Annotated in this window: 20 protein-coding genes; 7 read left to right on the forward strand and 13 right to left on the reverse strand. The window is 72.6% G+C overall.

What is annotated here, in order from left to right; translation table 11 throughout:
- Positions 1-7 precede the first annotated feature (7 nt).
- Together ACWIGU_RS17790 and ACWIGU_RS17795 are read right to left on the reverse strand one after the other, a co-directional pair.
- Entirely contained in the window at positions 8-1,660 is a 1,653-nt protein-coding gene (locus ACWIGU_RS17790; RefSeq protein WP_454401874.1) for a DNA repair helicase XPB, read from the reverse strand.
- Positions 1,661-1,778: 118 nt separating this feature from the next.
- A complete protein-coding gene (locus tag ACWIGU_RS17795; protein WP_454401876.1) occupies positions 1,779-4,295 on the reverse strand; it encodes a helicase-associated domain-containing protein in 2,517 nt (838 codons plus the stop codon).
- 141 nt (positions 4,296-4,436) lie between these two features.
- On the opposite strand from ACWIGU_RS17795, the gene ACWIGU_RS17800 reads away from it, so the two are divergent.
- Positions 4,437-5,438: a hypothetical protein gene (locus tag ACWIGU_RS17800; protein WP_454401878.1), complete on the forward strand. Its 1,002-nt coding sequence runs from the start codon at positions 4,437-4,439 to the stop codon at positions 5,436-5,438.
- 12 nt (positions 5,439-5,450) lie between these two features.
- On the opposite strand, the gene ACWIGU_RS17805 is transcribed toward ACWIGU_RS17800, so the two are convergent.
- The 4 genes from ACWIGU_RS17805 to ACWIGU_RS17820 are packed head-to-tail and all read right to left on the reverse strand — an operon-like array spanning position 5,451 to position 9,335.
- Positions 5,451-6,428: an ABC transporter substrate-binding protein gene (locus tag ACWIGU_RS17805; protein ID WP_454401880.1), complete on the reverse strand. Its 978-nt coding sequence runs from the start codon at positions 6,426-6,428 to the stop codon at positions 5,451-5,453.
- Positions 6,425-7,264, reverse strand: coding sequence for an ABC transporter ATP-binding protein (locus tag ACWIGU_RS17810; RefSeq protein ID WP_454401882.1), 840 nt, complete (start codon positions 7,262-7,264; stop codon positions 6,425-6,427). Before ACWIGU_RS17810 ends, ACWIGU_RS17805 begins: the two co-directional genes overlap by 4 nt.
- The gene (locus tag ACWIGU_RS17815; protein ID WP_454401884.1) at positions 7,261-8,322 is read right to left on the reverse strand and encodes a FecCD family ABC transporter permease; all 1,062 of its coding nucleotides are present in this window, start codon (positions 8,320-8,322) and stop codon (positions 7,261-7,263) included. The genes ACWIGU_RS17810 and ACWIGU_RS17815 overlap by 4 nt, the downstream gene beginning before the upstream one ends.
- A complete protein-coding gene (locus ACWIGU_RS17820) occupies positions 8,319-9,335 on the reverse strand; it encodes a FecCD family ABC transporter permease (protein ID WP_454401886.1) in 1,017 nt (338 codons plus the stop codon). Before ACWIGU_RS17820 ends, ACWIGU_RS17815 begins: the two co-directional genes overlap by 4 nt.
- A 56-nt stretch (positions 9,336-9,391) precedes the next feature.
- On the opposite strand from ACWIGU_RS17820, the gene ACWIGU_RS17825 reads away from it, so the two are divergent.
- Positions 9,392-10,048 carry an HAD family hydrolase gene (locus tag ACWIGU_RS17825; RefSeq protein ID WP_454401888.1) on the forward strand — a complete coding sequence of 219 codons (657 nt, stop codon included), beginning with the start codon at positions 9,392-9,394 and terminating at the stop codon, positions 10,046-10,048.
- Here ACWIGU_RS17825 and ACWIGU_RS17830 read toward each other — a convergent pair.
- Positions 10,027-10,308 (reverse strand): hypothetical protein, encoded by a 282-nt coding sequence (locus ACWIGU_RS17830; RefSeq protein WP_454402384.1) that lies wholly within the window; start codon positions 10,306-10,308, stop codon positions 10,027-10,029. The genes ACWIGU_RS17825 and ACWIGU_RS17830 overlap by 22 nt on opposite strands.
- 154 nt (positions 10,309-10,462) lie before the next feature.
- Between ACWIGU_RS17830 and ACWIGU_RS17835 the strand changes: the two genes are divergently transcribed.
- Complete coding sequence (locus ACWIGU_RS17835; RefSeq protein WP_454401890.1) at positions 10,463-10,846, forward strand: cold-shock protein; 384 nt, start codon at positions 10,463-10,465, stop codon at positions 10,844-10,846.
- 259 nt (positions 10,847-11,105) lie between these two features.
- Here ACWIGU_RS17835 and ACWIGU_RS17840 read toward each other — a convergent pair whose 3' ends face one another.
- The 4 genes from ACWIGU_RS17840 to ACWIGU_RS17855 form a co-directional block, all read right to left on the reverse strand.
- Positions 11,106-11,963 (reverse strand): 1,4-dihydroxy-6-naphthoate synthase, encoded by an 858-nt coding sequence (locus tag ACWIGU_RS17840; protein ID WP_454401892.1) that lies wholly within the window; start codon positions 11,961-11,963, stop codon positions 11,106-11,108.
- Positions 11,960-12,667 (reverse strand): futalosine hydrolase, encoded by a 708-nt coding sequence (locus tag ACWIGU_RS17845; protein ID WP_454401894.1) that lies wholly within the window; start codon positions 12,665-12,667, stop codon positions 11,960-11,962. Before ACWIGU_RS17845 ends, ACWIGU_RS17840 begins: the two co-directional genes overlap by 4 nt.
- Positions 12,637-13,113, reverse strand: a complete 477-nt coding sequence (locus tag ACWIGU_RS17850) for a DUF2771 domain-containing protein (RefSeq protein WP_454401896.1) — start codon at positions 13,111-13,113, stop codon at positions 12,637-12,639. Before ACWIGU_RS17850 ends, ACWIGU_RS17845 begins: the two co-directional genes overlap by 31 nt.
- Before the next feature lie 102 nt (positions 13,114-13,215).
- Positions 13,216-14,565 (reverse strand): MFS transporter, encoded by a 1,350-nt coding sequence (locus tag ACWIGU_RS17855; RefSeq protein ID WP_454402386.1) that lies wholly within the window; start codon positions 14,563-14,565, stop codon positions 13,216-13,218.
- 383 nt (positions 14,566-14,948) lie between these two features.
- On the opposite strand from ACWIGU_RS17855, the gene ACWIGU_RS17860 reads away from it, so the two are divergent.
- The 3 genes from ACWIGU_RS17860 (at position 14,949) to ACWIGU_RS17870 (ending at position 20,267) form a co-directional block, all read left to right on the forward strand.
- Positions 14,949-15,872: a DUF3027 domain-containing protein gene (locus ACWIGU_RS17860; protein WP_454401898.1), complete on the forward strand. Its 924-nt coding sequence runs from the start codon at positions 14,949-14,951 to the stop codon at positions 15,870-15,872.
- Between the two features lie 89 nt (positions 15,873-15,961).
- Positions 15,962-19,114, forward strand: a complete 3,153-nt coding sequence (locus ACWIGU_RS17865) for a sacsin N-terminal ATP-binding-like domain-containing protein (protein ID WP_454402388.1) — start codon at positions 15,962-15,964, stop codon at positions 19,112-19,114.
- Positions 19,115-19,337: 223 nt separating this feature from the next.
- Positions 19,338-20,267: a hypothetical protein gene (locus tag ACWIGU_RS17870; protein WP_329572759.1), complete on the forward strand. Its 930-nt coding sequence runs from the start codon at positions 19,338-19,340 to the stop codon at positions 20,265-20,267.
- Positions 20,268-20,272: 5 nt separating this feature from the next.
- Here ACWIGU_RS17870 and ACWIGU_RS17875 read toward each other — a convergent pair whose 3' ends face one another.
- A complete protein-coding gene (locus ACWIGU_RS17875) occupies positions 20,273-22,672 on the reverse strand; it encodes an HAD-IC family P-type ATPase (RefSeq protein ID WP_454401900.1) in 2,400 nt (799 codons plus the stop codon).
- A 122-nt stretch (positions 22,673-22,794) separates the two neighbouring features.
- On the reverse strand, positions 22,795-23,061 hold the full coding sequence (locus ACWIGU_RS17880) for a DUF2530 domain-containing protein (RefSeq protein WP_356274069.1): 267 nt from the start codon (positions 23,059-23,061) through the stop codon (positions 22,795-22,797).
- Positions 23,062-23,253: 192 nt separating this feature from the next.
- Here ACWIGU_RS17880 and ACWIGU_RS17885 point away from each other — a divergent pair, with 192 nt between their 5' ends.
- Entirely contained in the window at positions 23,254-24,699 is a 1,446-nt protein-coding gene (locus ACWIGU_RS17885; RefSeq protein ID WP_454401903.1) for an NCS2 family permease, read from the forward strand.
- Positions 24,700-24,719 lie beyond the last annotated feature (20 nt).

The following is a 24,719-nucleotide window of genomic DNA, read 5'->3' on the forward strand; positions in this document are numbered from 1 at the left end:
CCGGTCGTCAGCTGCCCTGCTCGCCCGCGAGGAGTTCGTCGGCGTCGATGATGCGGTACGCGTAGCCCTGCTCGGCGAGGAAGCGCTGGCGGTGGGCCGCGAAGTCCTGGTCGATGGTGTCGCGGGCGACGACGGAGTAGAAGCGGGCCTCGTGCCCGTCGGCCTTCGGGCGCAGGACGCGGCCGAGGCGCTGGGCCTCCTCCTGCCGGGACCCGAAGGTGCCGGACACCTGGATCGCGACCGTGGCCTCGGGCAGGTCGATGGAGAAGTTGGCGACCTTGGACACGACGAGGACGGAGATCTCGCCGTTGCGGAACGCGTCGAACAGCTTCTCGCGCTGGGCGTTGCTGGTCTCGCCCTTGATGACGGGGGCGTCCAGATGCTCGCCGAGCTCGTCGAGCTGGTCGATGTACTGCCCGATGACGAGGGTCTGCTCACCCTGGTGCTTGCGCACGAGGGCCTCCGTCACCTTCCGCTTGGTCGCCGTCGTGGCGCAGAAGCGGTACTTCTCCTCGGCCTCCGCGGTGGCGTAGGCGAGCCGCTCGCTGTCGGTCAGATTGACGCGCACCTCGACACAGTCGGCGGGCGCGATGTACCCCTGGGCCTCGATCTCCTTCCACGGAGCGTCGAAGCGCTTGGGGCCGATCAGCGAGAACACGTCCGACTCGCGCCCGTCCTCACGCACCAGCGTCGCGGTGAGGCCGAGGCGCCGCCGGGCCTGGAGGTCGGCGGTGAACTTGAAGACGGGCGCGGGCAGCAGGTGCACCTCGTCATAGATCACGAGCCCCCAGTCGCGGGAGTCGAAGAGCTCCAGATGCGGATAGATGCCCTTCCGCTTCGTGGTCAGCACCTGATACGTGGCGATGGTGACGGGACGGATCTCCTTCTTCGTCCCGCTGTACTCGCCGATCTCGTCCTCGGTCAGGCTCGTCCGCTTGACCAGCTCGTGCTTCCACTGCCGGGCGGAGACGGTGTTGGTGACGAGGATGAGCGTCGTCGCCTTGGCCTCGGCCATCGCGCCTGCGCCCACGAGCGTCTTGCCGGCGCCACAGGGCAGCACGACCACGCCGGACCCGCCGTGCCAGAAGCCCTCGACGGCCTGCTTCTGGTACGGGCGCAGCGCCCAGCCGTCCTCCGCGAGATCGATCTGGTGCGCCTCGCCGTCCACGTAACCCGCGAGGTCCTCGGCGGGCCACCCCAGCTTGAGGAGCGTCTGCTTGATCTGGCCGCGCTCCGAGGGGTGCACGGCGACGGTGTCGGCGTCGATGCGGGCGCCGACAAGCGGGGCCACGCGCTTGGAGCGGAGGATCTCCTCGAGGACCGGCCGGTCCGTGGTGGTCAGGACGAGGCCGTGCGCCGGGTGCTTGGACAGCGTGAGACGCCCGTACCGGTCCATGGTCTCGGCGATGTCGACCAGGAGCGCGTGCGGGACGGGGTAGCGGCTGTACTCGACGAGGGCGTCCACGACCTGCTCGGCGTCGTGGCCGGCGGCCCGAGCGTTCCACAGGCCCAGCGGCGTCAGCCGGTAGGTGTGGATGTGCTCCGGGGCGCGCTCCAGCTCGGCGAAGGGCGCGATGGCGCGACGGCAGGCGTCGGCCTGGTCGTGGTCGACCTCCAGGAGCAGCGTCTTGTCACTCTGGACGATGAGCGGTCCGTTCACGTGTATCCCTTCCACCGCGCTCCGCGAGGCGCGGGGCCAAACGTCCAGTGTGCCGCATGGCGCGTACGAACCGCGTACGGTCGGCCGCCGACGGGACGTGGGGGCACGGACTCCGGGGTCAGGCCTCGGCCTCCAGCTCGGCCACTCCGGTCACCCGGTGCAGCGGATACGTCCGCACCTCGTCCGCCGTGTGGTCGTACGCGGTGACGAACCCGCCCTCGACCCGGATCGGGGCGATCACGCGCTGGCTGGCGGTGCCCTCCGCGTTCACATAGCCGATCCACACGGCCTCGCCCGTCAGGACGGCCGCCTGCATCGTGGCCAGCGTGTCCGCCGCGCTGGTGCGGGGAAGCGCCCCGCTCTGCTCGCCCGGCGCGTGCTTGCGCGGGGTCGTGGAGGCGAGGTCACCCGCGCGGATCGCGCGCACGGCGGCGGTCAGGAGCGTGCCGTCCGGCACCGGCGGCCCCTCCGGGACGGGCTCGGGGGCGCTGCGCGGCCCGGTGCGGCGGGCGTGGGCGCGGGTGATCAGCACATCGCCCTCGGGACTCTCCGCGGCGGGCGCGAACCCCATCTGCCGCAGGCCCTCCAGGAGCGCCGCGGGGTCGGCCTGCGCGGCGAGGACGGTCGGCGCGAGCCGCCGCAGGCGCAGGCCGGCCGAGCGCTTGTCGGCGAGGATCTCGCCCAGGAGCATGTCGTCGTCGCAGCGCACGTACGCGGAGGCGGCGCCGATGCGCAGATGCCCGTGCTTACGGGCCACGTCGTCGATGAGGTAGGCGAGGGGCTGCGGGACGGGCGTACGGGAGTGCGTGTTCAGGAAGTCGTGCAGGTCGGAGGCGGTGCGGCCGGAGTCGAGTGCGCGCCGTACGGACCCGGGGGTGAACCGGTAGACGGTCGCGCCGCCCTTGGACTCCACGTCGGCGAGGACGGCGAGCGCCTCGGCGAGGGGCCGTTCCAGGGGCCCGGGGGCGACCGCGGTCAGGTCGGCCTGGAGAAGGACGTGGTCCAGCGGCTCGGGCAGCAGCGGAGCGAGCAGAGCGACGGCGGCCGCCTCCGCGGCGGTCGTCGCACCGCCCTCAAGGAGCGCCCGCCCGTGCTCGGACAGGGCACCCCGGCCCGTGAAGCCGAGCAGCTCCGCCTCGGTGAGGGTCCACCGGGCGATGCGGGCGCGCAGGTCGTCGGGGTCACCGGCCTCGTCGGAGGCGGCGGCGCCGCGCAGGGGCCGCTCCCAGCGGAGCCGGGCGAGGAGGGTCTCGGGGTCGGGGGAGGCGCCTTCGGGCAGCTCGGCGAGGAGCGCGAGCACGCGGCGGCGGACCTCGGGGGCGGCCGAGCGGTCGAGGTGCGGCCCGAGGGCGGAAAGGGTGCGCCCGGCGGCGGAGACGGCGACGCCGCCGTCGCGCCCGGCGACGAGCCCGGGTGTGCGGGTGGCGGGGAGCCAGGCGGCGACGAGCCGCGCCCAGCGCTCGGCGGCGGGCTGCTCCAGCCAGTTGTCGTAGGCGGGCGTCGCGGCGTACTGCTCGTCGGCCTCGCCGTCGGACGCGATGAGCCCGGCCGCGTAGGCGAGTTCGACCCAGAACGCGGCGAGGGGCTCGGTGGTGTCGAGGGCGGCGGCGGTGCGCTTGAGGTCGCGCACGCTGAGCCCGCCGGCGCGCAGGACGGCGGGCCCGCCCTCGTCCCAGTCCTTGAGCAGTTCCTCGACGGTGGCGAGCGCGGTGTAGGCCTGCCCGGCGCCGGTCGCGTTCACGACGGCGGGGCGGTGCGTGGCGGCGGGTTCGACGGTGGGCGGTACGGGTTCCAGGGCGCGGTGGGCGCGTCCGCCGCGCAGGTGGAGGGCGGCCTCGCGGGGCAGCACGACGGTCCCGGGGGCGGTCGGCAGGAGGAGCCCGCGGTCGAGGAGCCAGCGCAGATGGGCGGCGGGTTCGGCGGTGACCTGGCCGTAGGGCGGGCCCCAGACGAGCCGTGAGAGCACCTCGACGGCGTCCGCGGGCGCCTCGTCGAGGAGGGCCGACATGCGCGTCCGGTCGGTGAAGAGCGCGGTCAGCGCGGCGACGGCGGAGACCGGGTCGTGCGTGGAGGCGAGGCCCGCGGCCGTGACGATCTCCTGGACGCGGCCGGGGGACATGCCCGCGGTGGCCTCGGCGACGGTGGGGCCGAGGCCGGTGGGGGAGGGCCGCTGGGGCGCGGGCGCGAGCAGCTCACGGGCGGTGCGCACGAGGCGGAGCCGGTCGTCGGGCCCCCAGAGCAGGGCCTGTTCGCGCAGGGCGGCGACGGCGTGCGGCAGAGCGGCGGAGACCGTACGGGCGTCCACGCCCGCGTCGTCACCCTCGTCCCCGGCGAGCAGAGCGAGGAGGGTGCCGTACGTGGTGGGTTCCGGGGCGACGGCCAGCGCCTCCGCGGTCTGGAGCGTGAAGCGGTCCAGGTGCTCGAGCGCGCGGATCACGGAGGCGCGGGTGCCCGCACGGGTGGCGAGCTGCGTGAGGTCGCCGGGAACGGGGTTGAGCAGATCGGGGCGGGCGCGCAGGAGTGCGCCGAGGGAGGCGTCGTCGCGTGCGCGCAACGCCTCGGCGAGGGACCGGGGGGCCGTACTCCCCGCCCCGCTCCCGTCCTCGGCGGCGCGGTCCGGCTCGTGAGTGCTCATCCGGGCCACGGTAGCGCCTGACCGGCCCGCCGGGCGGCGGCCCCGCTGGGCCCGGAAGAGGCCCCCGGTGCCGCGCCGGGCACGGTAACGTCGTAAAACGGGTGAACGAACCGTCAACACCACCACCCCGGAGGGGACTTCGTGGGGATCGAGAGCGATCAGCTCGTCTTCGACTATCTGAGCCGGGTCGGCGACCTGGCCCAGCAGCGTCAGCTGCCCTCCGGCACGCGGATGCGCCTGGTGTCGGAACTGCGCAACGAGATCGAGGCGCGGCGCGCGAAGACGACGGTGGACAGCCCGGCTGCGGTGCGCCGCATCCTGGAGCGCCTCGGCACGCCGGACGAGGTGGTGACGGGCGCGGGCAGGGGCCGGGGACCGGCGGAGCCGGAGGCGCCGCGGGCGGCGGTGCCCGTGCAGAGGTCGAAGGAGCAGCGGCCCAAGGAGCCACGTCCGAAGGGTCTTCGGCGGATCGTGCCGGGCCCGCGCGCGGAGCCGCCGGAGGCCGATGAGGTGCGGGACGCGCCGTCGCCGCCGCATCTGGCGGGGACGGACGAGCTGGGGGAGCCGGGTTCGGAGCCGGACTGGTGGCGCGTGGACAGCAGCCCGTTCGGCGTTGCGGACAGCGTGCCGGGATTCGTGGGCGGCGTCGAGATCCCGGAGATGCTCAAGCCGCCGGGCAAGGACGGCCCGCGCCTGCCCAAGGCGCGCAAGGCCGCGGCGGCGACGGAGGACGAACTCCCGGACGACGAGCCGGAGACGGGCACGGAGAAGACGTCCCCGGGGCGCCGCCTCCCGTCCCTGCCCGGCTGGTCGAACCCGCTCCTGCTGCTCGCCGCCGCGCTCCTCGTGGGCGGCGCGGTCATGGGCAACTGGTTCGCGCTGGGCCTCGGCTGGATCATCGCGTACGCGTCGCGGCGCCTGAGCGAGGGCGAGTCGAAGGTGGCCGTGCTGTGGCTGCCGGGGCTCGCGGTGACGGCCGGGCTCGTGTGGCTGTGGGGCCGTAACACCGGGCGGTGGGGCGAGCCGATCGCGGACGGGCGGATGAGCGACGCGATCGGCACGACGTGGCCGTGGGTGGTGCGGGGTGCGGCCGTCGCCTCCGCGCTCTTCGTGGTGTGGAGATCGCAGCGGCAACGGCCGTGACGCAAGGGCCTGTTATGCGGTCAGGTCCTGCTGGAACTCGTCGAGGATCTGGTTCGCGGCGGTGTAGCCGATGCCCGCGATCCACAGGTTGTCGTCGACCGTGAAGACCTTGCCGTCCTCGGACGCCCTGAGGTTCTTCCACAGGCCGCTCTTCATCGTCTGTGTCGCCTTGGCCTTGCCCGGGTCGCCGTAGGTCGAGGTGAAGATGACGTCCGCGTCGGCGAGGTCGATCTTCTCGGGGCTCACGTCGTACGAGAACCCGTCCTTGGCCTTGTCGGTGATGGCGGGGCGGCCGACGCCGAGGTCGGCGAGGACCGAGCCGATGTAGTTCTGCCTGCCGTAGATGCGGATGTCGGCGCCCTCGACGAAGCGGACGAAGTTGATGTCCGTCGCGGCGGCCTTCTCCTTGCCGCCGATCGCGGTGGTCACCTTCGCGACGTGCGCGTCGTAGTCGGCGACGGCCTTCTTCGCCTCGGCCTTCCTGCCGAGCGCGTCGGCGTGGACCTGGAAGTTCTCCTTCCAGGCGGTGCCGGTGGACTCCGTCATCACGGTCGGGGCGATGGCGCTGAGCTGCTTGTAGCGGGCGCCGTCGCGGACCTTGCTGGTGAGGATGAGGTCGGGCTCGAGGGCGGCGACGGCCTCCATGTCGGGGTTGGCGATCTCGCCGACCTCCTTGATGCCCTTCACCTCGTCCCCGGGCAGGTAGGACGGGAAGCCCTCCTCCGTCGCCGCGTGGGTCGCGCCGACGGGCTTCACGCCGAGGGTGAGCGCGGAGTCGAGCTCGCCGGTGTCCAGGACGACGACGCGGGCGGGGTGCTCGGGCACCTTCACGTCACCCATCGCCGTACTGACCGTGTGCGTCCTCGGGGATGCCGGGCCGGCCGCGTCGGAGCCGGAGTCCCCGTCGGACGAGCCGCAGGCGGTCAGGGCCAGGGCGCCGGTCAGGGCGAGGGCACCGGCGGTCAGGGCGGGACGGGCGCTGCGGGTCATGAGGCTGCCTTTCGGGAAAGGGAGTCGGACGGAGCGCCGGACCGGGCGCCGGCCTGCCAGGGCGCGCCGGGCACGATCAGCGGGGAGCCGGTCACGGGGTCGGGGACGACCACGCAGTCCAGGCCGAACACCTCCCGTACGAGGTCCGCCGTGACGACCTCGGCGGGCGGGCCCTCGGCGACGATGCGGCCGGACTTCATGGCGACGAGGTGGTCGGCGTAGCGCGCCGCCTGGTTGAGGTCGTGCAGGACGAGGACGACGGTGCGGTCCTTGTCGTGGTTCAACTGGCGTACGAGGTCGAGCACTTCGACCTGGTGGGCGATGTCGAGATACGTCGTCGGCTCGTCGAGGAGCAGCAGTCCGGTCTCCTGGGCGAGCGCCATGGCGATCCAGACGCGCTGGCGCTGGCCGCCGGAGAGCTCGTCGACGGAGCGGTCGGCGAGGGCCGCGACGTCGGTGCGTTCCATGGCCTCGGTGACGGCGCGCTCGTCGGCGTCGGACCACTGCTGCCACCAGTGCTGGTGGGGCTGGCGGCCGCGGGCCACGAGGTCCGCGACGGTGATCGCCTCGGGCGCCACGGGCGTCTGCGGCAGCAGCCCGATCTGCTGGGCGATCTTCTTGGTGGGCAGCTTGGTGAGCGCTTCGCCGTCGAGGAGTACGGAGCCGCTCTTCGGCTTGAGGAGCCGGCCGAGGGCGCGCAGCGTGGTCGACTTGCCGCAGGCGTTGGGTCCGACGAGGACGGTGACGCGGCCGTCGGGGACGGCGAGGTCGAGGTCGTGGACGACGGTGCGGTCCTCGTAGGCGAGGGTGAGCGCGCTGGTGCTGAGCCGGGTCACCGGTTTCCTCCCGTGCGGCTGCGGACGATGAGCCAGATCAGGTACGGCGCCCCGACGGCGGCCGTGAGGACACCCACCGGGAGTTCGGTGGGGGAGAACAGGCGCCGGGCCAGCAGATCGGCCACGACGACGATGAACGCGCCCAGGAGCGCCGAGCACAGGAGCGGGATCTGGGCGGTACGGGTCACCCGGCGGGCGATCTGCGGGGCCAGGAGCGCGACGAAGTCGACGGGCCCGGCGGCGCCGGTCGCGACGGACGCGAGGACGACGCCGAGCAGGACGAGGCCGAGGCGTACGCGGCCGAGGCGGACACCGAGCGCGGTCGCCGTGTCGTCGTCCATGGCCACGGTGCGCTGGGCGCGCGCGGCCCACGCGACGAACGGGACGAGGACGAGGAGGGTCGAGCCGAGCGGGGCGGCCTCCGCCCAGCCGCGGCCGTTGAGCGAGCCCGTCATCCAGATCTGCGCCTGCTGGGCGACGAGGTAGTCGCCCTTCGTCATGAAGAGCGTCGTCACCGACCGCAGCGCGATGGCGAAGCCGATGCCGATGAGGACGAAGCGCGTCGCGTGGAGTCCGCCGCGCCAGGCGAAGGCGTAGACGAGGAGCGCCGCGAGGAGGCCGCCGAGTACGGAGAGGTAGGGCAGGACCGCGTACGACGTGACGCCGAACGTCATCGCGCCGACGGTCAGCGCGCTCGCGCCCTGGCTGATGCCGATGATGTCGGGGGACGCCAGCGGGTTGCGGGCGACGGTCTGGATGAGGGCGCCCGCGACGCCGAACGCGGCGCCGACCAGGAGGCCGACGACCATGCGGGGGGCGCGCAGCGTGCCGACGACGAGTTCGTCCGGTGACGGCCGGCCGGTGAGGACCCTGAGGACTTCGCCGGGGGCGATGAACGACTCGCCGACGCAGAGGTAGGCGAGGCAGGCGGCCGCGAGGAGGACCGTGAGGGACGCGGCGGCGACGGCGGCCCTGCGGTGCAGGAGGAAGGCGGCGCTGCCCGCCCGGACGACGGAGTACCCGGCGGGGCGGACCCGGGGCGCGGTGGTCGTACTCATGCGGGGACCGCCTTGCGCCGGACCAGGGTGACGAGGAACGGGACGCCGATCAGCGCGGTCATCACACCCGCGGGGACCTCGCTCGGCGGGAAGACGACGCGGCCCACGGTGTCGGAGACGAGGAGCATGACGGGGCCGATGAGGGCCGCCATCGGCAGCACCCAGCGGTGGTCGCTGCCCACGACGGCCCGGGCTATGTGCGGAACGGCCAGGCCGATGAAGGCGATCGGTCCCGCGGCGGCGACGCCGACGCCGGTCAGGACGGTCGCGCCGAGGCCCCCGACGATCCGTACCGTCGCGACCCGCTGGCCGAGCCCCTTGGCGACGTCCTCGCCGAGCGCGAGCGCGTCGAGGCCGCGCGCGACGGACAGCACGAGGAGCACGCCGAGGACGAGGAACGGCCAGATCTGGCCCACGATGTGCGCGTCCCTGCCGGACAGCGAGCCCACCTGCCAGAACCTGAACTCGTCCATGGCGGACGCCTTCGTGGTGAGGACGGCCGTGGTGACGGAGACCAGGAGCGCGTTGACCGCGGCGCCCCCGAGCGCGAGTTTCACCGGCGTCGCGCCGCCGCGCCCGCCGGAGGCGATGGCGTAGACGGCGACGGACGCGAGCGCGGCGCCCGCGAAGGCGAACCAGACGTAGCCGGTGAGCGTGTGGATGCCGGCGAACGCGATCGCGAGGACGACGCCGACGGACGCGCCCTGGCTGATGCCGAGGATCCCGGGGTCGGCGATGGGGTTGCGGGTGATGCCCTGGAGGACGGTCCCGGCGAGGGCGAGCGCGGCGCCGACCATCAGGCCGACGAGCGTGCGCGGCAGCCTCAGGCCCCTGATGACCTCGGCGTCGTCGCTGTGGCCGCCGTGCACGAGCGCGTCGAGAACCGCTGACGGGGCGATCGCGCGGGCGCCCACGGCGAGGCTGAACAGGACCGCGAGAACGAGGGCCACGAGCGCGGCCGCCGTCCAGACGATGCGTCGCCGCGCGGCGGGGGCGGCTGAGATCTGACCCATGGACCAATCCGAGGTTGGTAAGGCTTAGCTAAGCGGCAATCGTACGCCCAGGCACAATGGCTCCTATGGGTGCATACGAGAGCGCGAACGGATCAGCTTCGGGACCGACGGTCGGCTTCGACCTCGACATGACGCTGATCGACTCACGGCCGGGAATCAGGGACACATGGCTGGAACTCGCCCAGCGCACCGGCGCGCGCCTCGACGCCGATCTCATCGTGACGCGGCTCGGCCCGCCGCTGGAGCAGGAGCTCGCGTACTGGTTCCCCGAGGAGCGGATCCCGGAGATGGCCGACCTGTACCGGGAGCTCTACCCGGCGCACGCCATCGCCGGGACGTACGCGATGCCGGGCGTGCACGAGGCCGTCGCCGCGGTGCACGCGGCGGGCGGCCGGGTGATCGTCGTGACGGCGAAGTACGAGCCCAGCGCGAAGCTCCACCTGGAACACCTGGACATCGCCGCCGACGAGGTCATCGGCAATCTGTGGGCCGAGGGCAAGGCGACGGCGCTGCGCGAGCACGGCGCGTCCGTGTACGTCGGTGACCACACCGGCGACGTGCGCGGCGCCCGCGCCGCCGAGGCGCTGTCCGTCGCGGTGACGACCGGGCCGTGCGACGCGGCGGAGCTGCGCGAGGCCGGCGCGGACGTGGTGCTCGCGGATCTGACGGAGTTCCCCGCCTGGCTGAAGGCCTACGTCGCCGAGCGGGCCTGACGGCGCTGCACGGCGATCCCGCGCAGCACTCCGGCCGCGGAGACCAGGAAGCCGACGCCCATCAGCATGCACACCGCGTAGGCGACGGGCGGGAACGGGTCGGTTCCGAGGAACAGAGGGGCCATGGTGGCCAGAGTGGCCACGGCTCCGACGATGAAGACGATGCCGCCGGCCTTGACGAGGCCGTCGCCGGGTCCTGCGGAATTCGCTTGGGTTTTGTCACGCACCCGACCAGGGTAGTTCCCAGCGCGAAGGAACAGACCGGGTTCCTCGGGCCGTCTTGTCACCGGCTCCTGGACCATTAGCCTGGTGCCGGCGGGTCGGGCGGCCCGCTGCAGTGCTATCCAGAGCCGTTTTCAGCGCCGTTCTTCATCGCTCGGAACGGCATGACGAGTACGAGGACGAGGACTTCACGTGCCTACCGGCAAGGTCAAGTGGTTCAACAGCGAGAAGGGCTTCGGCTTCCTCTCCCGTGACGACGGCGGCGACGTCTTCGTGCATTCCTCCGTACTTCCCGACGGCGTGGACGCTCTCAAGCCGGGCCAGCGTGTCGAGTTCGGCGTCGTCGCGGGACAGCGCGGCGACCAGGCGCTCTCCGTGGCGATCCTCGATCCGACCCCGTCCGTGGCCGCGGCACAGCGCCGCAAGCCGGACGAACTGGCCTCGATCGTCCAGGACTTGACGACGCTTCTCGAGAACATCACGCCGATGCTGGAAAAGGGCCGCTACCCGGACAAGGCATCCGGCGCGAAAATCGCGGGCCTGCTGCGGGCGGTGGCCGACCAGTTGGACGTCTGACCGCGTTACGGGAACGCGAGCGCACCCGGGCCGAGGGCGGGCACGAGGCCCTCGGCCGGCTTCGGGCGGCTGTGCCGGGCTCTGTCCGGCCGCTGTGTTCAGGGGAACGACAGGGCGCCGGGGCGGAGTGCGGGGACCAGGCCCTCGGCCGCGGCGCGGGTCAGCAAGCCGCGGATCGCCGCGGCTCCTCTTTTCTGCCGTCCTCGCGCTGCTTCGCAGGCTTCGGGCGGCTGTGCCGGGCTCCGTCCGGCCGCTGTGTTCAGGGGAACGACAGGGCGCCGGGGCGGAGTGCGGGGACCAGGCCCTCGGCCGCAGCGCGGGTCAGCAAGCCGCGGATCGCCGCGTAGCCGTTCTCGCCCAGGTCGGCCGTGAACTCGTTGACGTACAGGCCGATGTGCTGGTCCGCGACGGACGGGTCCATCTCCTGGGCGTGTTCGAGGACGTAGGGGCGGGAGGCCTCCGGGTCGTCCCAGGCCATGCGTACCGATGTGCGGACCGTGTCGGCGAGCCGGCGCAGGCGGTCCTCGCCCAGGCTCCGCTTCGCGATGATCGCGCCGAGCGGGATGGGCAGCCCGGTCGTGTTCTCCCAGTGCTCGCCCATGTCGGCGAGGGAGTGCAGACCGTAGTTCTGGTACGTGAAGCGGGCCTCGTGGATGACGAGTCCGGCGTCGACCTTGCCGTCCCGCACGGCGGGCATGATCTCGTCGAACGGCATCACGACGACCTCGCCGACCCCGCCGGGCACGACGTCCGCGGTCCACAGGCGGAACAGCAGGTACGCCGTCGACTTGTCGCTGGGCACGGCTACGGTCCTGCCGGTCAGGTCGACCCCGGGCTCGCGGGTGAGCACGAGGGGGCCGCAGCCACGGCCGAGCGCGCCGCCGCAGGGCAGCAGCGCGTAGTCGTCGAGGACGTACGGCAGGACGGCGTACGACACCTTCAGCACGTCGAAGTCGGGGGAGCGGCGCTCGGCGACGCCGTTCGTGATGTCGATGTCGGCGAAGGTCACGTCGAGGGCGGGCGCCCCGGGGACGCGGCCGTGGGCCCACGCGTCGAAGACGAACGTGTCGTTCGGGCAGGGCGAGAAGGCGATCCGGAGTTCTTCGGGGTGCGTCATGTGCGGTTCCAACTCTCCAGTACGGGCGCGGACTTCCCGAACGCTTCGGTCAGCGCCGCGAGTGCGTCGCCGATGCGCCAGGCCGCGCGGTCGCGGGGGCCGACGGCGTTGGAGACCGCGCGGATCTCCAGGACGGGCACGCCGTGCGCGGCGGCCGCCTCGGCGACCCCGAACCCCTCCATCGCCTCGGCGGCGGCGCCGGGGTGACGGCGTCGCAGCTCGGCGGCGCGGGCCGCGGTGCCCGTCACGGTGGAGACGGTCAGGACGGTGCCGGTGAGCGCACCGGTGGCCGCGGCGACGTCCCGTACGAGGGAGGACGGCGGGCGGTGCGTGACCGTGCCGAAGCCGAGCTCGGTGACGGGCAGGAAGCCGTCGGGCGTCTCGGCGCCGAGGTCGGCGGCGGTCAGCGCGTCGGCGACGACGACGGAGCCGGGCGGGGCGTCCGGCTGGAACCCGCCGCCGATGCCGGCGGAGACGACCAGGCCGTACGGCCGACCCGACAGGGCGGCGGTGGTGAGGGCGGTGGCGGTACCCGCCGCCGCGGCGGCGGGCCCGACGCCCACCGCGACGACATCGACGGCAGGGTGCGCGGCGCCCGCCCCGGACAGGCCCCTGGCCACCGCGTCCCGCTCCGCGGGGACGGCGGTGGCGATCAGGACCCGCCCGCTGTCCGTCAGGCGTCCTTCTTGAGCTTGAACGACCACAGGCCGGTCGCCTTCGAGCCGCTGCCCTCGACGATGGAGACCGTCGTGGAGTTGCCCGTTGCGCCGTACTGCTGGTTGAAGAACACGCTGCCCGGGACGGTGCGGTACGTCTTCTTGCTGGCGTCGGTCAGCGGCTGACCGTTCATCAGCAGGGTCCAGCCCTTCTCCGCGATGTCCGGGTCGACGCCGAAGCGGACCGTCGCGTCGGGGTCGACCTTGATGGACTTGATGTCCTTGTTCTTGAGGCATTCCTTCAGCGCGGCGGCGTCCAGAGCCTTGCCGTCGTTGTAGCAGGCCGCTTCCGACGTCACCGTGGAGCGGCCGACCGTGATGGTCGCCAGCGGCGTCGGCTTGTCGCAGGCCGAGAGGACGAGCAGCCCGGCAGCGACGGCGCCGGCGGCTGCCACGGTGCGGCGGTTGCGCACGGTGAAACGCAGGGAGGTCATGCGGGCAGGCTATCTGGCGGCCCGCGCACACTCGCCATGCGGGTGCGGCGTGCCGCATGCTCACGCCATCCGGGGCGGATCTCCCGCTCTGTCGGCCGTCCCTCACGCCACGCGGCTGCGTACCTGGCCGCCGTGGCGCGCGGCGGCCAGCAGGCCCCGTACGGTCGTCAGCCAGCCCGTTCCGACGATCGCCGCGGCGACACCGAGACCCAGTGCTCCGTTCAGGGGCAGCGCGATGCCGATGCCGCCGCCGAGGACCCACGCCATCTGGAGGAGGGTCTCGGAGCGGGCGAACGCGGAATTGCGGACCTCTTCCGGGACGTCGCGCTGGATCAGGGCGTCCAGGGACAGTTTCGACAGGGCCTGCGCGAACCCGGCGACGGCCGCGAGGCACGCCGTGAGGAACGCGGTGAAGAACAGCGCGGCCGTGATCGCCACGCCGAGGACCACCGCCACCACCGTCACGATGATGATCTCGGGCGCCCGTGATTTGAGCCACGCCCCGACGGCCGTGCCCAGCGCGTTGCCCGCGCCCGCCGAGACGCCGACGATGCTGAGCGACACGGCGGCGCTCTGCCCCGACATGGGGTGCTCGCGCAGCAGGAACGCCAGGAAGAAGATCAGGAAGCCGGAGAGGCAGCGCTGCGAGGCGTTGACGAACAGCGCGTGCGTCACGGCCGGGCCGACCGTGCGCAGACCGGGGCGCTTCTGCTTGGCGGCCTCCTTGCGCGGGCCGTGCAGATGCTGCTCGTCGGCCGCCAGGAGCGCCTTCCCCTCGCCCTTCGCGGAGTCCACCTTGTGCGGCAGCTGGAAGGACAGCACCATCCCCGAAATGAAGATCACAAACGCGCCGTAGAGGGGCCAGCGCGGCCCGAGCATCTGGAGCCCGGCGCCGACCGGCGCGGCCACACCGGTGGCGAGGAGCCCGCCGAGCGTCACCCTCGAATTGGCCTTGACCAGGGAGAAGCGGGGCGGCAGCAGGCGCGGCACGACGGCGCTGCGGACCACTCCGTACGCCTTGGACGCCACCAGGACGCCCAGCGCCGCCGGGTACAGCTCCACGCCGCCGGTGACCACCGCCCCGGACAGGACGATCGCGAGGAGCGCCCGCGCCAGCATCGAAGCGGCCATCGCGGCGCGCCGCCCGTGCGGCAGCCGGTCCAGGAGCGGCCCGATGACGGGCGCGAGGAGGGTGAAGGGCGCCATCGTGATGCCGAGGTACAGGGCGACGCGCCCGCGCGCCTCGTCCGTCGGCACCGAGAAGAACACCGTGGACGCGAGCGCGATGGTGATCATGACGTCGCCGGCGCCGTTCACCGCGTGCAGTTCGATCAGTTTTCCCAGACCCGACTCGCCCGCGCCGTGCGCGTGGGTCGCTTTGCGAATCCCGCGTGCCGTACCGGTGAACGGCAGGTGCAGGGCGCGCCCGAGCCCGCGGACCGCCCTGAGCACCGGGCCCGATCCGCCTGCTGCGCGCGCCGACGACCTCGTGGAAGTCACTCAGCCATAGTGCCCCCGGAAGGTGGTGACTAGTGCCGATATCGGCTGAGCGGGTCGCCGGTACGACCCTCCGGAACCGCCCCGCCGCGTGGTGCAGGACACAGCTAGTTGTACGTCGGTGTGGGCGCACGGGCCGGGAGAAGGTAGCGTGCGTAACGCGCCTGCGGCAGCTGTCCTCGGCCGCGCGCCTCTCGGGCATCCCGCAGAATGGGTGACGTAGGCGCGCCCGAGTACGTTCGGGCGCGGACGTCGACGCGGCCCCCTGGTCCGCTCCGTCCGTACCCCCGCGCAAGGGTGGCGCACTCGTGAGACGGCGTAGGAGAGAAGCGATACCTGTGAGCGCAGCGACAACGCGAAGCCGCACCCCTGACCGTCTGTGCGCAGAGGCGGTAGGCCTCGCGCGGACCGCGGCCGAGGAGGCCGCCGCGCCAGGAGTCGTGGGCGAGCACGTCGACGTCGTCGTCGAGGGCGACCGGGTGGTCACGCATCTCTTCGAGTGCAAGGAGTTCGGCTACCGCGGCTGGCGGTGGGCCGTGACGGTCGCGCGGGCCTCCCGCGCCAAGGTCGTCACCCTCGACGAGACGGTTCTGCTGCCCGGCCCCGACGCGCTCCTCGCCCCCGAGTGGGTGCCGTGGAGCGAGCGGCTGCGGCCCGGCGACATGGGCCCCGGGGACCTGCTCCCGACCGACGCCGAGGATCTTCGGCTCGAGCCCGGCTATTCGGGTGAGGACGTCCCGCCGCCGAACTCCGCGGTGTCCGCGGAGATGGCCGAACTCGTCGAGGCGGAGGACGCCGAGCTGACGGTGGGACCGCCCGCGGAACTGCCCATGGCGCCCGAGCGCGGCTCCATCGCGTCGGTCGCCGAGGAGCTCGGCATGCGGCGCGCCCGGGTCCTGTCCCGGTACGGCCTCCACGTCGCGGCGGACCGCTGGGACGAGGCGTACGGGGCGAAGACGCAGATGGCCCAGGCGGCGCCCGCCACCTGCGTGTCCTGCGGCTTCCTCGCCCCGATCGGCGGCTCGCTCGGCCAGGCCTTCGGCGTCTGCGGCAACGAGTTCTCCCCGGCGGACGGCCGGGTCGTCTCCCTCTCGTACGGCTGCGGTGGCCACTCCGAGGCGGCCGTCATGCCGAAGCCCCCGCGCCCGGCCCCGCCGGTGATCGACGAGACGCGCGTGGACCCGTTCCCCCTGCGCCCGTCGGCAGACTCGGGCTCGGTCCCGACGACGCCGGACGGCACGGAGGACCTGGGCCACTCGTAGCCCTCGCCGTTCTCTTTCCGCGAGCGCGGTAGCGTCTGCGTCGCCAGGGTTGGCCTGGGTGAACGGCAGAGGGAGACCACACCGTGAGCGTGAGCAAGATCGTGCGCCCGGCAGCCGAGGGGATGGACCCGTTCGGGACGGCCCGTCTGCGGCGTGGGGTTCTCGATGCGTGGGCAAGCAGCCCGGCCCGCTTCCGTGAGGACGCCAACGCCGAGGAGGACCTCGCCCTCGGCGGCTACCGCGACCGGCTCGTCGTCGAGCTCGCCCAGAACGCCGCCGACGCGGCCGGCCGCGCCGGTGGCACCTCAGGTGGTCGCTTCTCCCTGACCCTGCGCGACGGCGTGCTCGTCGCCGCGAACAGCGGCGCGCCGCTGGACGCCGCCGGTGTCGAGTCGCTGTCCACGCTGCGGGCCTCCGCCAAGCGCGAGCAGGGCGACGGCGCGGTGGGCCGGTTCGGCGTCGGGTTCGCCGCCGTTCTCGCCGTGACCGACGAACCCGCGGTCGTCGGCCGCACGGGCGGGGTGCGCTGGTCGCTCACCGACGCGCGCGGACTCGCCGCCGACACGGCGCGGCACAGTCCCGGCCTGGGCGACGAACTGCGCCGCCGGGACGGCCATGTGCCGCTGCTCAGGCTCCCGTTCGCCGCGGAGGGCTCCGCCCCTGACCCGTACGAGACCGTCGTGATCCTGCCGCTGCGCGACGCCGCGGCACAGGCGCTCGCGGCGCGGCTCATCGACGCCATCGACGACACGCTGCTCCTCGCCCTGCCCGGCCTCGAAGAGGTCGTCGTGGAGACCGAGTCCGGTACGCGCATCCTGCGCCGCAGGACCGACGGCCCGTACGTGGCGGTGGACGACGAGCGCGAGGACGCCGTGTCCGGCAGGCGTGAGAGCGTCACGACCCGCTGGCGCGTCCTCACCCGCAACGGCCCGCTCGAAGCGGCCCTCCTCGCCGACCGGCCCCTCGAAGAGCGCCTCCGCCCGCACTGGTCCGTGACCTGGGCCGTGCCGGTGGACGCGGACGGCACCCCCGAACCGCCGCGCAGCGCGCCCGTGCTGCACGCGCCCACCCCCAGCGACGAGCCGCTCGGCGTGCCGGCTCTGCTCATCGCGTCCTTCCCCCTCGACACGACCCGGCGGCACGCCGCCCCCGGACCGCTCACCGACTTCCTGGTGGAGCGCGCCGCCGACGCCTACGCCGAACTCCTCGCCGGATGGCGCCCGGTGAGCCCCGCCATCCTCGGCCTCGTGCCGGGCCCGCTCGGCCGGGGCGAGCTGGACGGCAGCCTCCGCGGCGCGATCCTGGCCCGGCTGCCCCGCACGGCGTTCCTGCCGCCCGCGCTGCCGCGCACGAAGGACGACGCCGACGGGCTGCCCGAGACGCTGCGGCCGCGCGAGGCCGAGGTCGTCGAGGGCGCCGGCGCCGAGACCGTGAAGGTCCTCGCCGAGGTCCTGCCGTGCCTGCTGCCCGCGGGCCTGGAGCGCCGCGTCGAGCTGCGGACCCTGGAGGTCGCCCGGGTCCCGCTGACGGAGGCCGTCGACCGGCTCGCCGGTCTGGAGAAGGAACCGGGCTGGTGGCGGCGCCTGTACGACAGCCTCGCGGGCGTCGACCCGGACCGGCTCACCGGGCTTCCGGTGCCGCTGGCCGGGGGGCGTACGACGATCGGGCCGCGGCAGGTGCTGCTGCCCGTGCCGGACGCGACACCGGGCGAGACGCTCGCCCGGCTCGGCCTCAAGGTCGCCCACGTGGACGCCGCGCACCCGCTGCTCGAGAAGCTGGGCGCGCTGCCCGCGACGCCCCGCGCCGTCCTGACGACCCCTCAGGTGCGGGCGGCCGTCGCCGGTTCGCTCGACGACGACGCCTGGTCCCTCGACGACGACGGCCCGGTCGGCGTGGACGAACTGGCCGAGCTGGTCCTCACGCTCGTACGGGACGCGAATCTGGAGCCCGGGGACGAGCCGTGGCTGGGCGCGCTCGCGCTGCCCGACGACGAGGGCGAGCTCGCGCCCGCCGGTGAACTCGTGCTGCCCGGCAGCCCGTTCGCGCAGGTCGTCCGCGAGGGCGAGCTCGGCATGGTGGACGGCGACCTCGCCGGGCGGTGGGGCGAGCAGCCGCTCGCCGCATGCGGTGTCCTTGCCGGGTTCGCCCTGGTCCGCGCCACCGACGTGGTCCTCGACCCGGACGAACTCGACCCGCGCGAAGGCGACTTCGCTCAGCCGGACGACGCGGGTCTGCTCGACGCGGTCGACGTGTGGTGCGAGGACGTACTCGACCGGCTGCCCGACACCCCCGTGCCGCCCGTCGCCACCGAACTCGTCGCCGTACGCGACCTGGACCTCGTCGACGACGACCGCTGGCCCCAGGCCCTCGCCCTCCTCTCCCGCCCGCCGCTGCGCGACGCCCTCACCCAGCCCGTACGGGTCCTGCTGCCCGACGGCACGCACGAGATCGTCCGCCCGTACACGGCGTGGTGGCTGCGCGACCACCCCGTCCTCGACGGCCGCCGGCCGGCCGGTCTGCGCGCGGCCGGCGGTGACCCGCTGCTCGCCGGGCTCTACGACCCGGCGGACGCGACCGGCTTCGAGGACGAGGAGGTGCTGCGCGCGCTCGGCGTCCGCACGTCGGTCGCCGCGCTCCTCGACGAGCCGGGCGGCGCGGCCGAGCTCCTCGACCGCCTCGCCGACCCGGAGCGTGAGGTCGGCGCGTCCCAGCTCCACGCCCTGTACGGGGCGCTGGCCGATCTCGACCCGGAGCAGGTGACCCTGCCCGACGAGCTGCGGGCCGTGGTGGACGGCGAGGTCAGGGTCGTGGACGCGGCCGACGCCGTCGTCGCGGACGCGCCGGATCTGCTGCCCCTGAGCGGGGGTCTTGCGCTGCTGCCGGTGAGCCCGGGGCGGGCCGCGGACCTGGCGGACCTGTTCCAGGTACGGCGGCTGAGCGCGACCGCGGACGCCGAGGTCACGCAGGAGGGCGCCGAACATCCGGTGCCGGAGTCCGTACGGACCCTGCTCGGGCCGGCGACTCCACAGACGTACGTCGAGCACGAGGAGCTGTTCGTCGCCGGGGTGGAGGTCGACTGGCGGCGCACGTCCGACGGCACGGTCCACGCCGCGACCCTGGAGGGCGTGGCGGCGGGCCTGGCGTGGGCGGCGGGGCAGTGGCCGCGCCGCTTCGAGGTCGCGGCCCTGCTCGAAGACCCGTCGCGTACGGCGGAGTTGGCGCGGGACCGCTGGTTCGACTGACCCGGGACCGGCTGGTCGGCTGACGTGCGGTTCAGTATGCATCTGGTGTGCCGTTGGTAAAGCCCGACGGCGCCCTGGCAAAGCACGCACAAAGGCTTCACTTGCCGTACAACCCACCGCGGGGGTCGCACGTCTGATCATCCGAGTCAACAGACTCCTAGATCACTTGGGCCCCGCGTGACAGCATCTGCACCGCGGGACCCCTCTCCTCATGGGGAATCACATGCGCATACGTGCCACCATGGCCGCCGCGACGGTGACCGGCTCTCTCGCCCTGGCCGCTTTCGCCGTGCCGGCCGCGCAGGCCACCGACCAGCCGAGCCTGGCGCAGGCTCACCAGGTCGCCCAGAAGGCTGCGGGGCACTCGGCTCCGCAGGCCCGTTCGCTGACCGCCACCGAGGCCGGCGACCCATACGTGATGGACGCCACCTTCTCGAACATCAAGGTGAACAGCGGTAAGTCCGCCATCGTTGTCGGCACCACCAACACGGTGCACGTCTCGTACAGCTTCACCTTCACCCACGGCTCGGACGTGGACCCGACGGCCGACGACTTCGTCCCGGGCGTCGACCTCTACCGCACCGACGAGGGGAACGCCCTGTTCGGCGACGCCCCGGCGACCTGCACGGCCGCCTCGTCGACTGTCGCGAACTGCAAGGGCAGCATCGACATCAACCCGCAGGAGGAGCTGACCAACGTCGACGCCGGAGCCAAATGGACCGGCGAGGCGTTCGCCGTCGCGTACAACGGCCAGGACCCGGACAGCCCCAGCGACCCGAGCAAGATCGGCACCGCGTACCAGGACGCCGTGTCCTCCAACGCCCTGCAGCGCTACTCCAAGCTCACCGTCAACGCGTCCCCCGAGCCCGTGAAGAAGGGCGGCACGCTCACCATCACGGGCGCCCTGACCCGCGCGAACTGGGACACGCACAAGTACGCCGGCTACACCAGCCAGTCGGTGAAGCTGCAGTTCCGCAAGACGAGCTCCTCGACGTACCCGACGACGTACCTGAAGTCGGTCACGTCGTCCTCGACCGGCTCGCTGAAGACCACGTCCACGGCCACGTACGACGGCTACTGGCGCTACAACTTCCTCGGCACCTCCACCACCCCGGCCGTCAAGGCCACGGGTGACTTCGTCGACGTGCAGTAGAAGTCCTAGACGGGAAAGCGGCGGTCGACCCATCTCCACGCGAACTCCAGGGCGACCGCCGCCACCGCCGCGATGCCGACCGCCGTCCACGGCATCGACGCGCCCACCAGCTTCAGCGCGAAGAAGTCCTGGAGCCAGGGCACCACGAGGACGAGCAGGAACGCCGCGCCCATCGCGGCCACCAGGCACACCCGCCACCAGGTGTAGGGCCGCGCGATGATGGCGAGCACCCACATCGAGACGAGGAACAGCGTCAGCGTCGCCGAACTCGTCTCGGCGTCGAGCGCGCCGGATCCCGTGTAGTAGTGCCGGGCGATCACGTACGTCACGAAGGTGGCCGTTCCGGCGACGACGCCGCCCGGGATCGCGTACCGCATCACGCGCTTCACGAAGTGCGGTCTGGCGCGCTCCTTGTTGGGCGCGAGAGCCAGGAAGAACGCGGGGATGCCGATCGTCAGCGTCGACAGCAGCGTCAGGTGCCGCGGCAGGAACGGGTACTCGATCTGGAAGCAGACCACGAGGACGGCGAGCAGCACCGAGTAGACCGTCTTGACCAGGAACAGGGACGCGACGCGCGTGATGTTCCCGATGACGCGGCGGCCCTCGGCGACGACCGACGGCAGTGTGGAGAAGCTGTTGTTGAGGAGCACGATCTGCGCCACGGCCCGGGTCGCCTCCGAGCCCGAGCCCATCGAGACGCCGATGTCGGCGTCCTTGAGGGCGAGCACGTCGTTCACGCCGTCGCCCGTCATCGCGACCGTGTGCCCCTTGGACTGCAGCGCGCCGACCATGTCGCGCTTCTGCTGCGGGGTGACGCGGCCGAACACCGTGTTCTCGTCCAGCGCCTTCGCCATCCCGGCCTGGTCGGCGGGGAGCGTGCGGGCGTCGACCGTGTCCTGTGCGCCCGCGAGGCCCAGCTTCCCGGCGACGGCGCCCACCGACACCGCGTTGTCCCCGGAGACGACCTTCGCGTGGACGCCCTGGTCGGCGAAGTACCGCAGGGTGTCCGCCGCGTCGGGCCGCAGCCGCTGCTCCATCGCGACCAGCGCGACGGCCTCGGCGCCCTCCTTGACCGCCGGGTCGTCGAGGTCGCCGGCGGCACGGGCGAGTAGCAGGACACGCAGGCCCAGGTGGTTGAGCTCCTCGGTCTCGGCGAGCACCGGGTGCCCGGGCGGCAGGAGTACGTCGGGCGCGCCGAGCAGCCACGCGCTGGTCGTGCCGTCTCCCTCGCTGAACGCGGCGCCGCTGTACTTGCGGGCGGAGGAGAAGGGCAGCGACTCGGTGCAGCGCCACTCCTCGCTGTCGGGGTAGGCGTCGATGATCGCCTGGAGCGAGGCGTTGGGCCGGGGGTCGGACTCGCCGAGCGCGCCGAGGACCTTGCGTACGTGGCCCTCGTCGGCGTCCCCGAGCGGGCGCAGCTCGGTGATGTCCATGCCGCCCTCGGTGAGGGTGCCGGTCTTGTCGAGGCAGACGGTGTCGACGCGGGCGAGGCCCTCGATGGCGGGGAGTTCCTGGACGAGGCACTGCTTGCGGCCGAGGCGGATCACGCCGATCGCGAAGGCGACGGAGGTGAGCAGGACGAGCCCCTCGGGGACCATCGGCACGATGCCGCCGACGGTCCGCGCGACGGAGTCCTTGAAGTCGTTCTCCTTGACCACGAGCTGGCTGATGACGAGGCCGATCGCGGTCGGGACCATCATCCAGGTGACGTACTTGAGGATGGTCGAGATGCCGGTGCGCAGCTCCGACTGGACGAGGGTGAAGCGGCTGGCCTCCTCGGCGAGCTGCGCCGCGTACGCCTCGCGGCCGACCTTCGTCGCGGTGAACGCGCCGCCGCCGGCGACGACGAAGCTGCCGGACATGACCGGGTCGCCGTGTTTCTTGACGACGGGGTCGGCCTCTCCGGTGAGCAGGGACTCGTCGATCTCCAGGCTGTCGGCCTCGGCGCACACACCGTCCACGACGATCTTGTCTCCCGGGCCGATCTCGATGAGGTCGCCGAGGACGATCTCGGAGGTGGAGATCTCGGTGGCCTGCCCGTCGCGCCGGACCGTCGGTTTCGCCTCGCCGATGACGGCGAGTGAGTCGAGGGTCTTCTTGGCGCGCAGCTCCTGGATGATGCCGATGCCGGTGTTCGCGAGGATGACGTAGCCGAAGAGGCTGTCCTGGAACGGCGCGACGACCAGCATGATCAGCCACAGGACGCCGATGATCGCGTTGAACCGCGTGAAGACGTTCGCGCGGATGATCTCGGTGGTCGAGCGGGAGCTGCGGACGGGTATGTCGTTGACCTCGCCGCGCGCGACGCGCTCGGCCACCTCGGCGGTGGTGAGCCCTCTCGCCCGCCCGGGGACCGGCACCGGGTGGACCGGGTCCAGCTCGGCGCCCGCGTCGATGTGCGTCATGCAAACGACAGTAAGGGCGGATTTGCGGCTTCACCCCTCGGGTGCGCCAAAGATCCGACCCGGGGAGGACGTGGCGGCGAGGGGGCCGGTCCCGTGGTGGTACGCGGGATGTGCGCCGGCCGCTACTCGGGTGCCGGGCCCGCCTCGGCGGCCGCGCGCTTGAGCGCCGCGTCGCGCCCCCGTACGTACCAGATACCGATGAGTCCGAGCCCTGCGCCGGCCAGGCAGGTCCAGATCCACCAGGTGTGGCCGTGGTCGTCGAACCAGCCGTAGAACGGCAGCTGCACCAGGAAGAGAACGAACCACAGGATCGTGCCGCCCGTGATGGTGGCGACCACGGGCCCTTCAAGGGGCTCGGGTGCCTCGTGCTTGGGGGTCCACTTCTCCATGCGCACAGCTTACGAGGAGCACGAAACGACGTCTTCAGTCGCCCCGGAACCCTTATGGGTCAAGGGTCTACGCGCGGAGATAGCGATTTCTTGCTCATATGTTCATACTGAAACGGCCTGAGTCTGGCCACTTCTGTTCGTAGAAAACGCCAAATGGCACCCCCCACCAGCACACCGATTCAGAGGTCATCCATGTCCAGCTCGGCCCCCGCACCGGTCGATCTCATCGAGCCGCCGTCGGCCCCCCCGAACGGCCTCGACCGCTTCTTCAAGATCTCCGAGCGGGGCTCGACGGTCAGCCGCGAGATCCGTGGCGGCTTCGCCACCTTCTTCGCGATGGCCTACATCATCGTGCTGAACCCGATCATTCTCGGCAGCGCGAAGGACATGTACGGGCACCAGCTCGACAACGGCCAGCTGGTCACCGCGACCGCGCTCACCGCCGCCTTCACGACCCTGCTCATGGGCGTCATCGGCAACGTCCCGATCGCGCTCGCCGCCGGACTCGGCGTGAACACGGTCGTCGCCCTCCAGCTCGCGCCCCGCATGTCGTGGCCCGACGCGATGGGCATGGTCGTCCTCGCGGGCTTCGTCGTGATGCTCCTGGTGGCGACCGGCCTGCGCGAGCGCGTCATGAACGCCGTGCCGCTCGGCCTGCGCAAGGGCATCGCGATCGGTATCGGCCTGTTCATCATGCTGATCGGCCTGGTCGACTCGGGCTTCGTCTCCCGCATCCCGGACGCCGCGCACACCACAGTGCCGCTCCAGCTCGGCGCCGACGGTCACCTCAACGGCTGGCCGGTCCTCGTCTTCGTGCTCGGCGCGCTGCTCACCCTCGCCCTGATCGTGCGCAAGGTGCCGGGCGCCATCCTGATCTCCATCGTCGTCATGACGCTCGTCGCGATGGTCATCGACGCCGTCGCCAACGTCCCGAGCTGGGGTCTGACGACGCCCAAGTGGCCCGGCAACCCGGTCGAGATGCCGGACTTCGGGCTGGTGGGCCAAGTCAGCCTGTTCGGCGGCTTCGACAAGGTCGGCCTGCTGACCGGCATCCTCTTCGTCTTCACCGTGCTGCTGTCGTGCTTCTTCGACGCGATGGGCACGATCATGGGCGTCAGCGACGAGGCCAAGCTGACCGACAAGAGCGGTCAGATGCCCGGCATGAACAAGGTCCTCTTCATCGACGGCATAGCTGTCGCCGCGGGCGGCGCCTCGTCCTCGTCGGCCACGACCTGCTTCGTGGAGTCCACCGCCGGCGTCGGCGAGGGCGCGCGCACCGGCTTCGCCAACGTGATCACCGGCAGCCTGTTCGCCGTCGCGCTGTTCCTCACGCCGATCGCCACGATGGTCCCGTCCCAGGCGGCCACGCCCGCGCTGCTCGCCGTGGGCTTCCTGATCCTGTCGGGCTCGATCGGTGCCATCGACTGGAGCGACTACACGATCGCCATCCCGGCCTTCTTGACGATGGTGATGATGCCGTTCACGTACTCGATCACCAACGGCATCGGGATCGGCTTCATCAGCTTCACGCTGCTGCGGGTCGCGGCGGGCCGCGCCCGTACGGTGCCGGTCGCGATGTACGTCGTCGCGGCGGTCTTCGCCTTCTACTACCTGATGCCGGCGCTGGGTCTGACCTGAGCGCCCTGAAGGGGCGCCAG

The organism is Streptomyces sp. NPDC055400 (genome assembly GCF_053644375.1).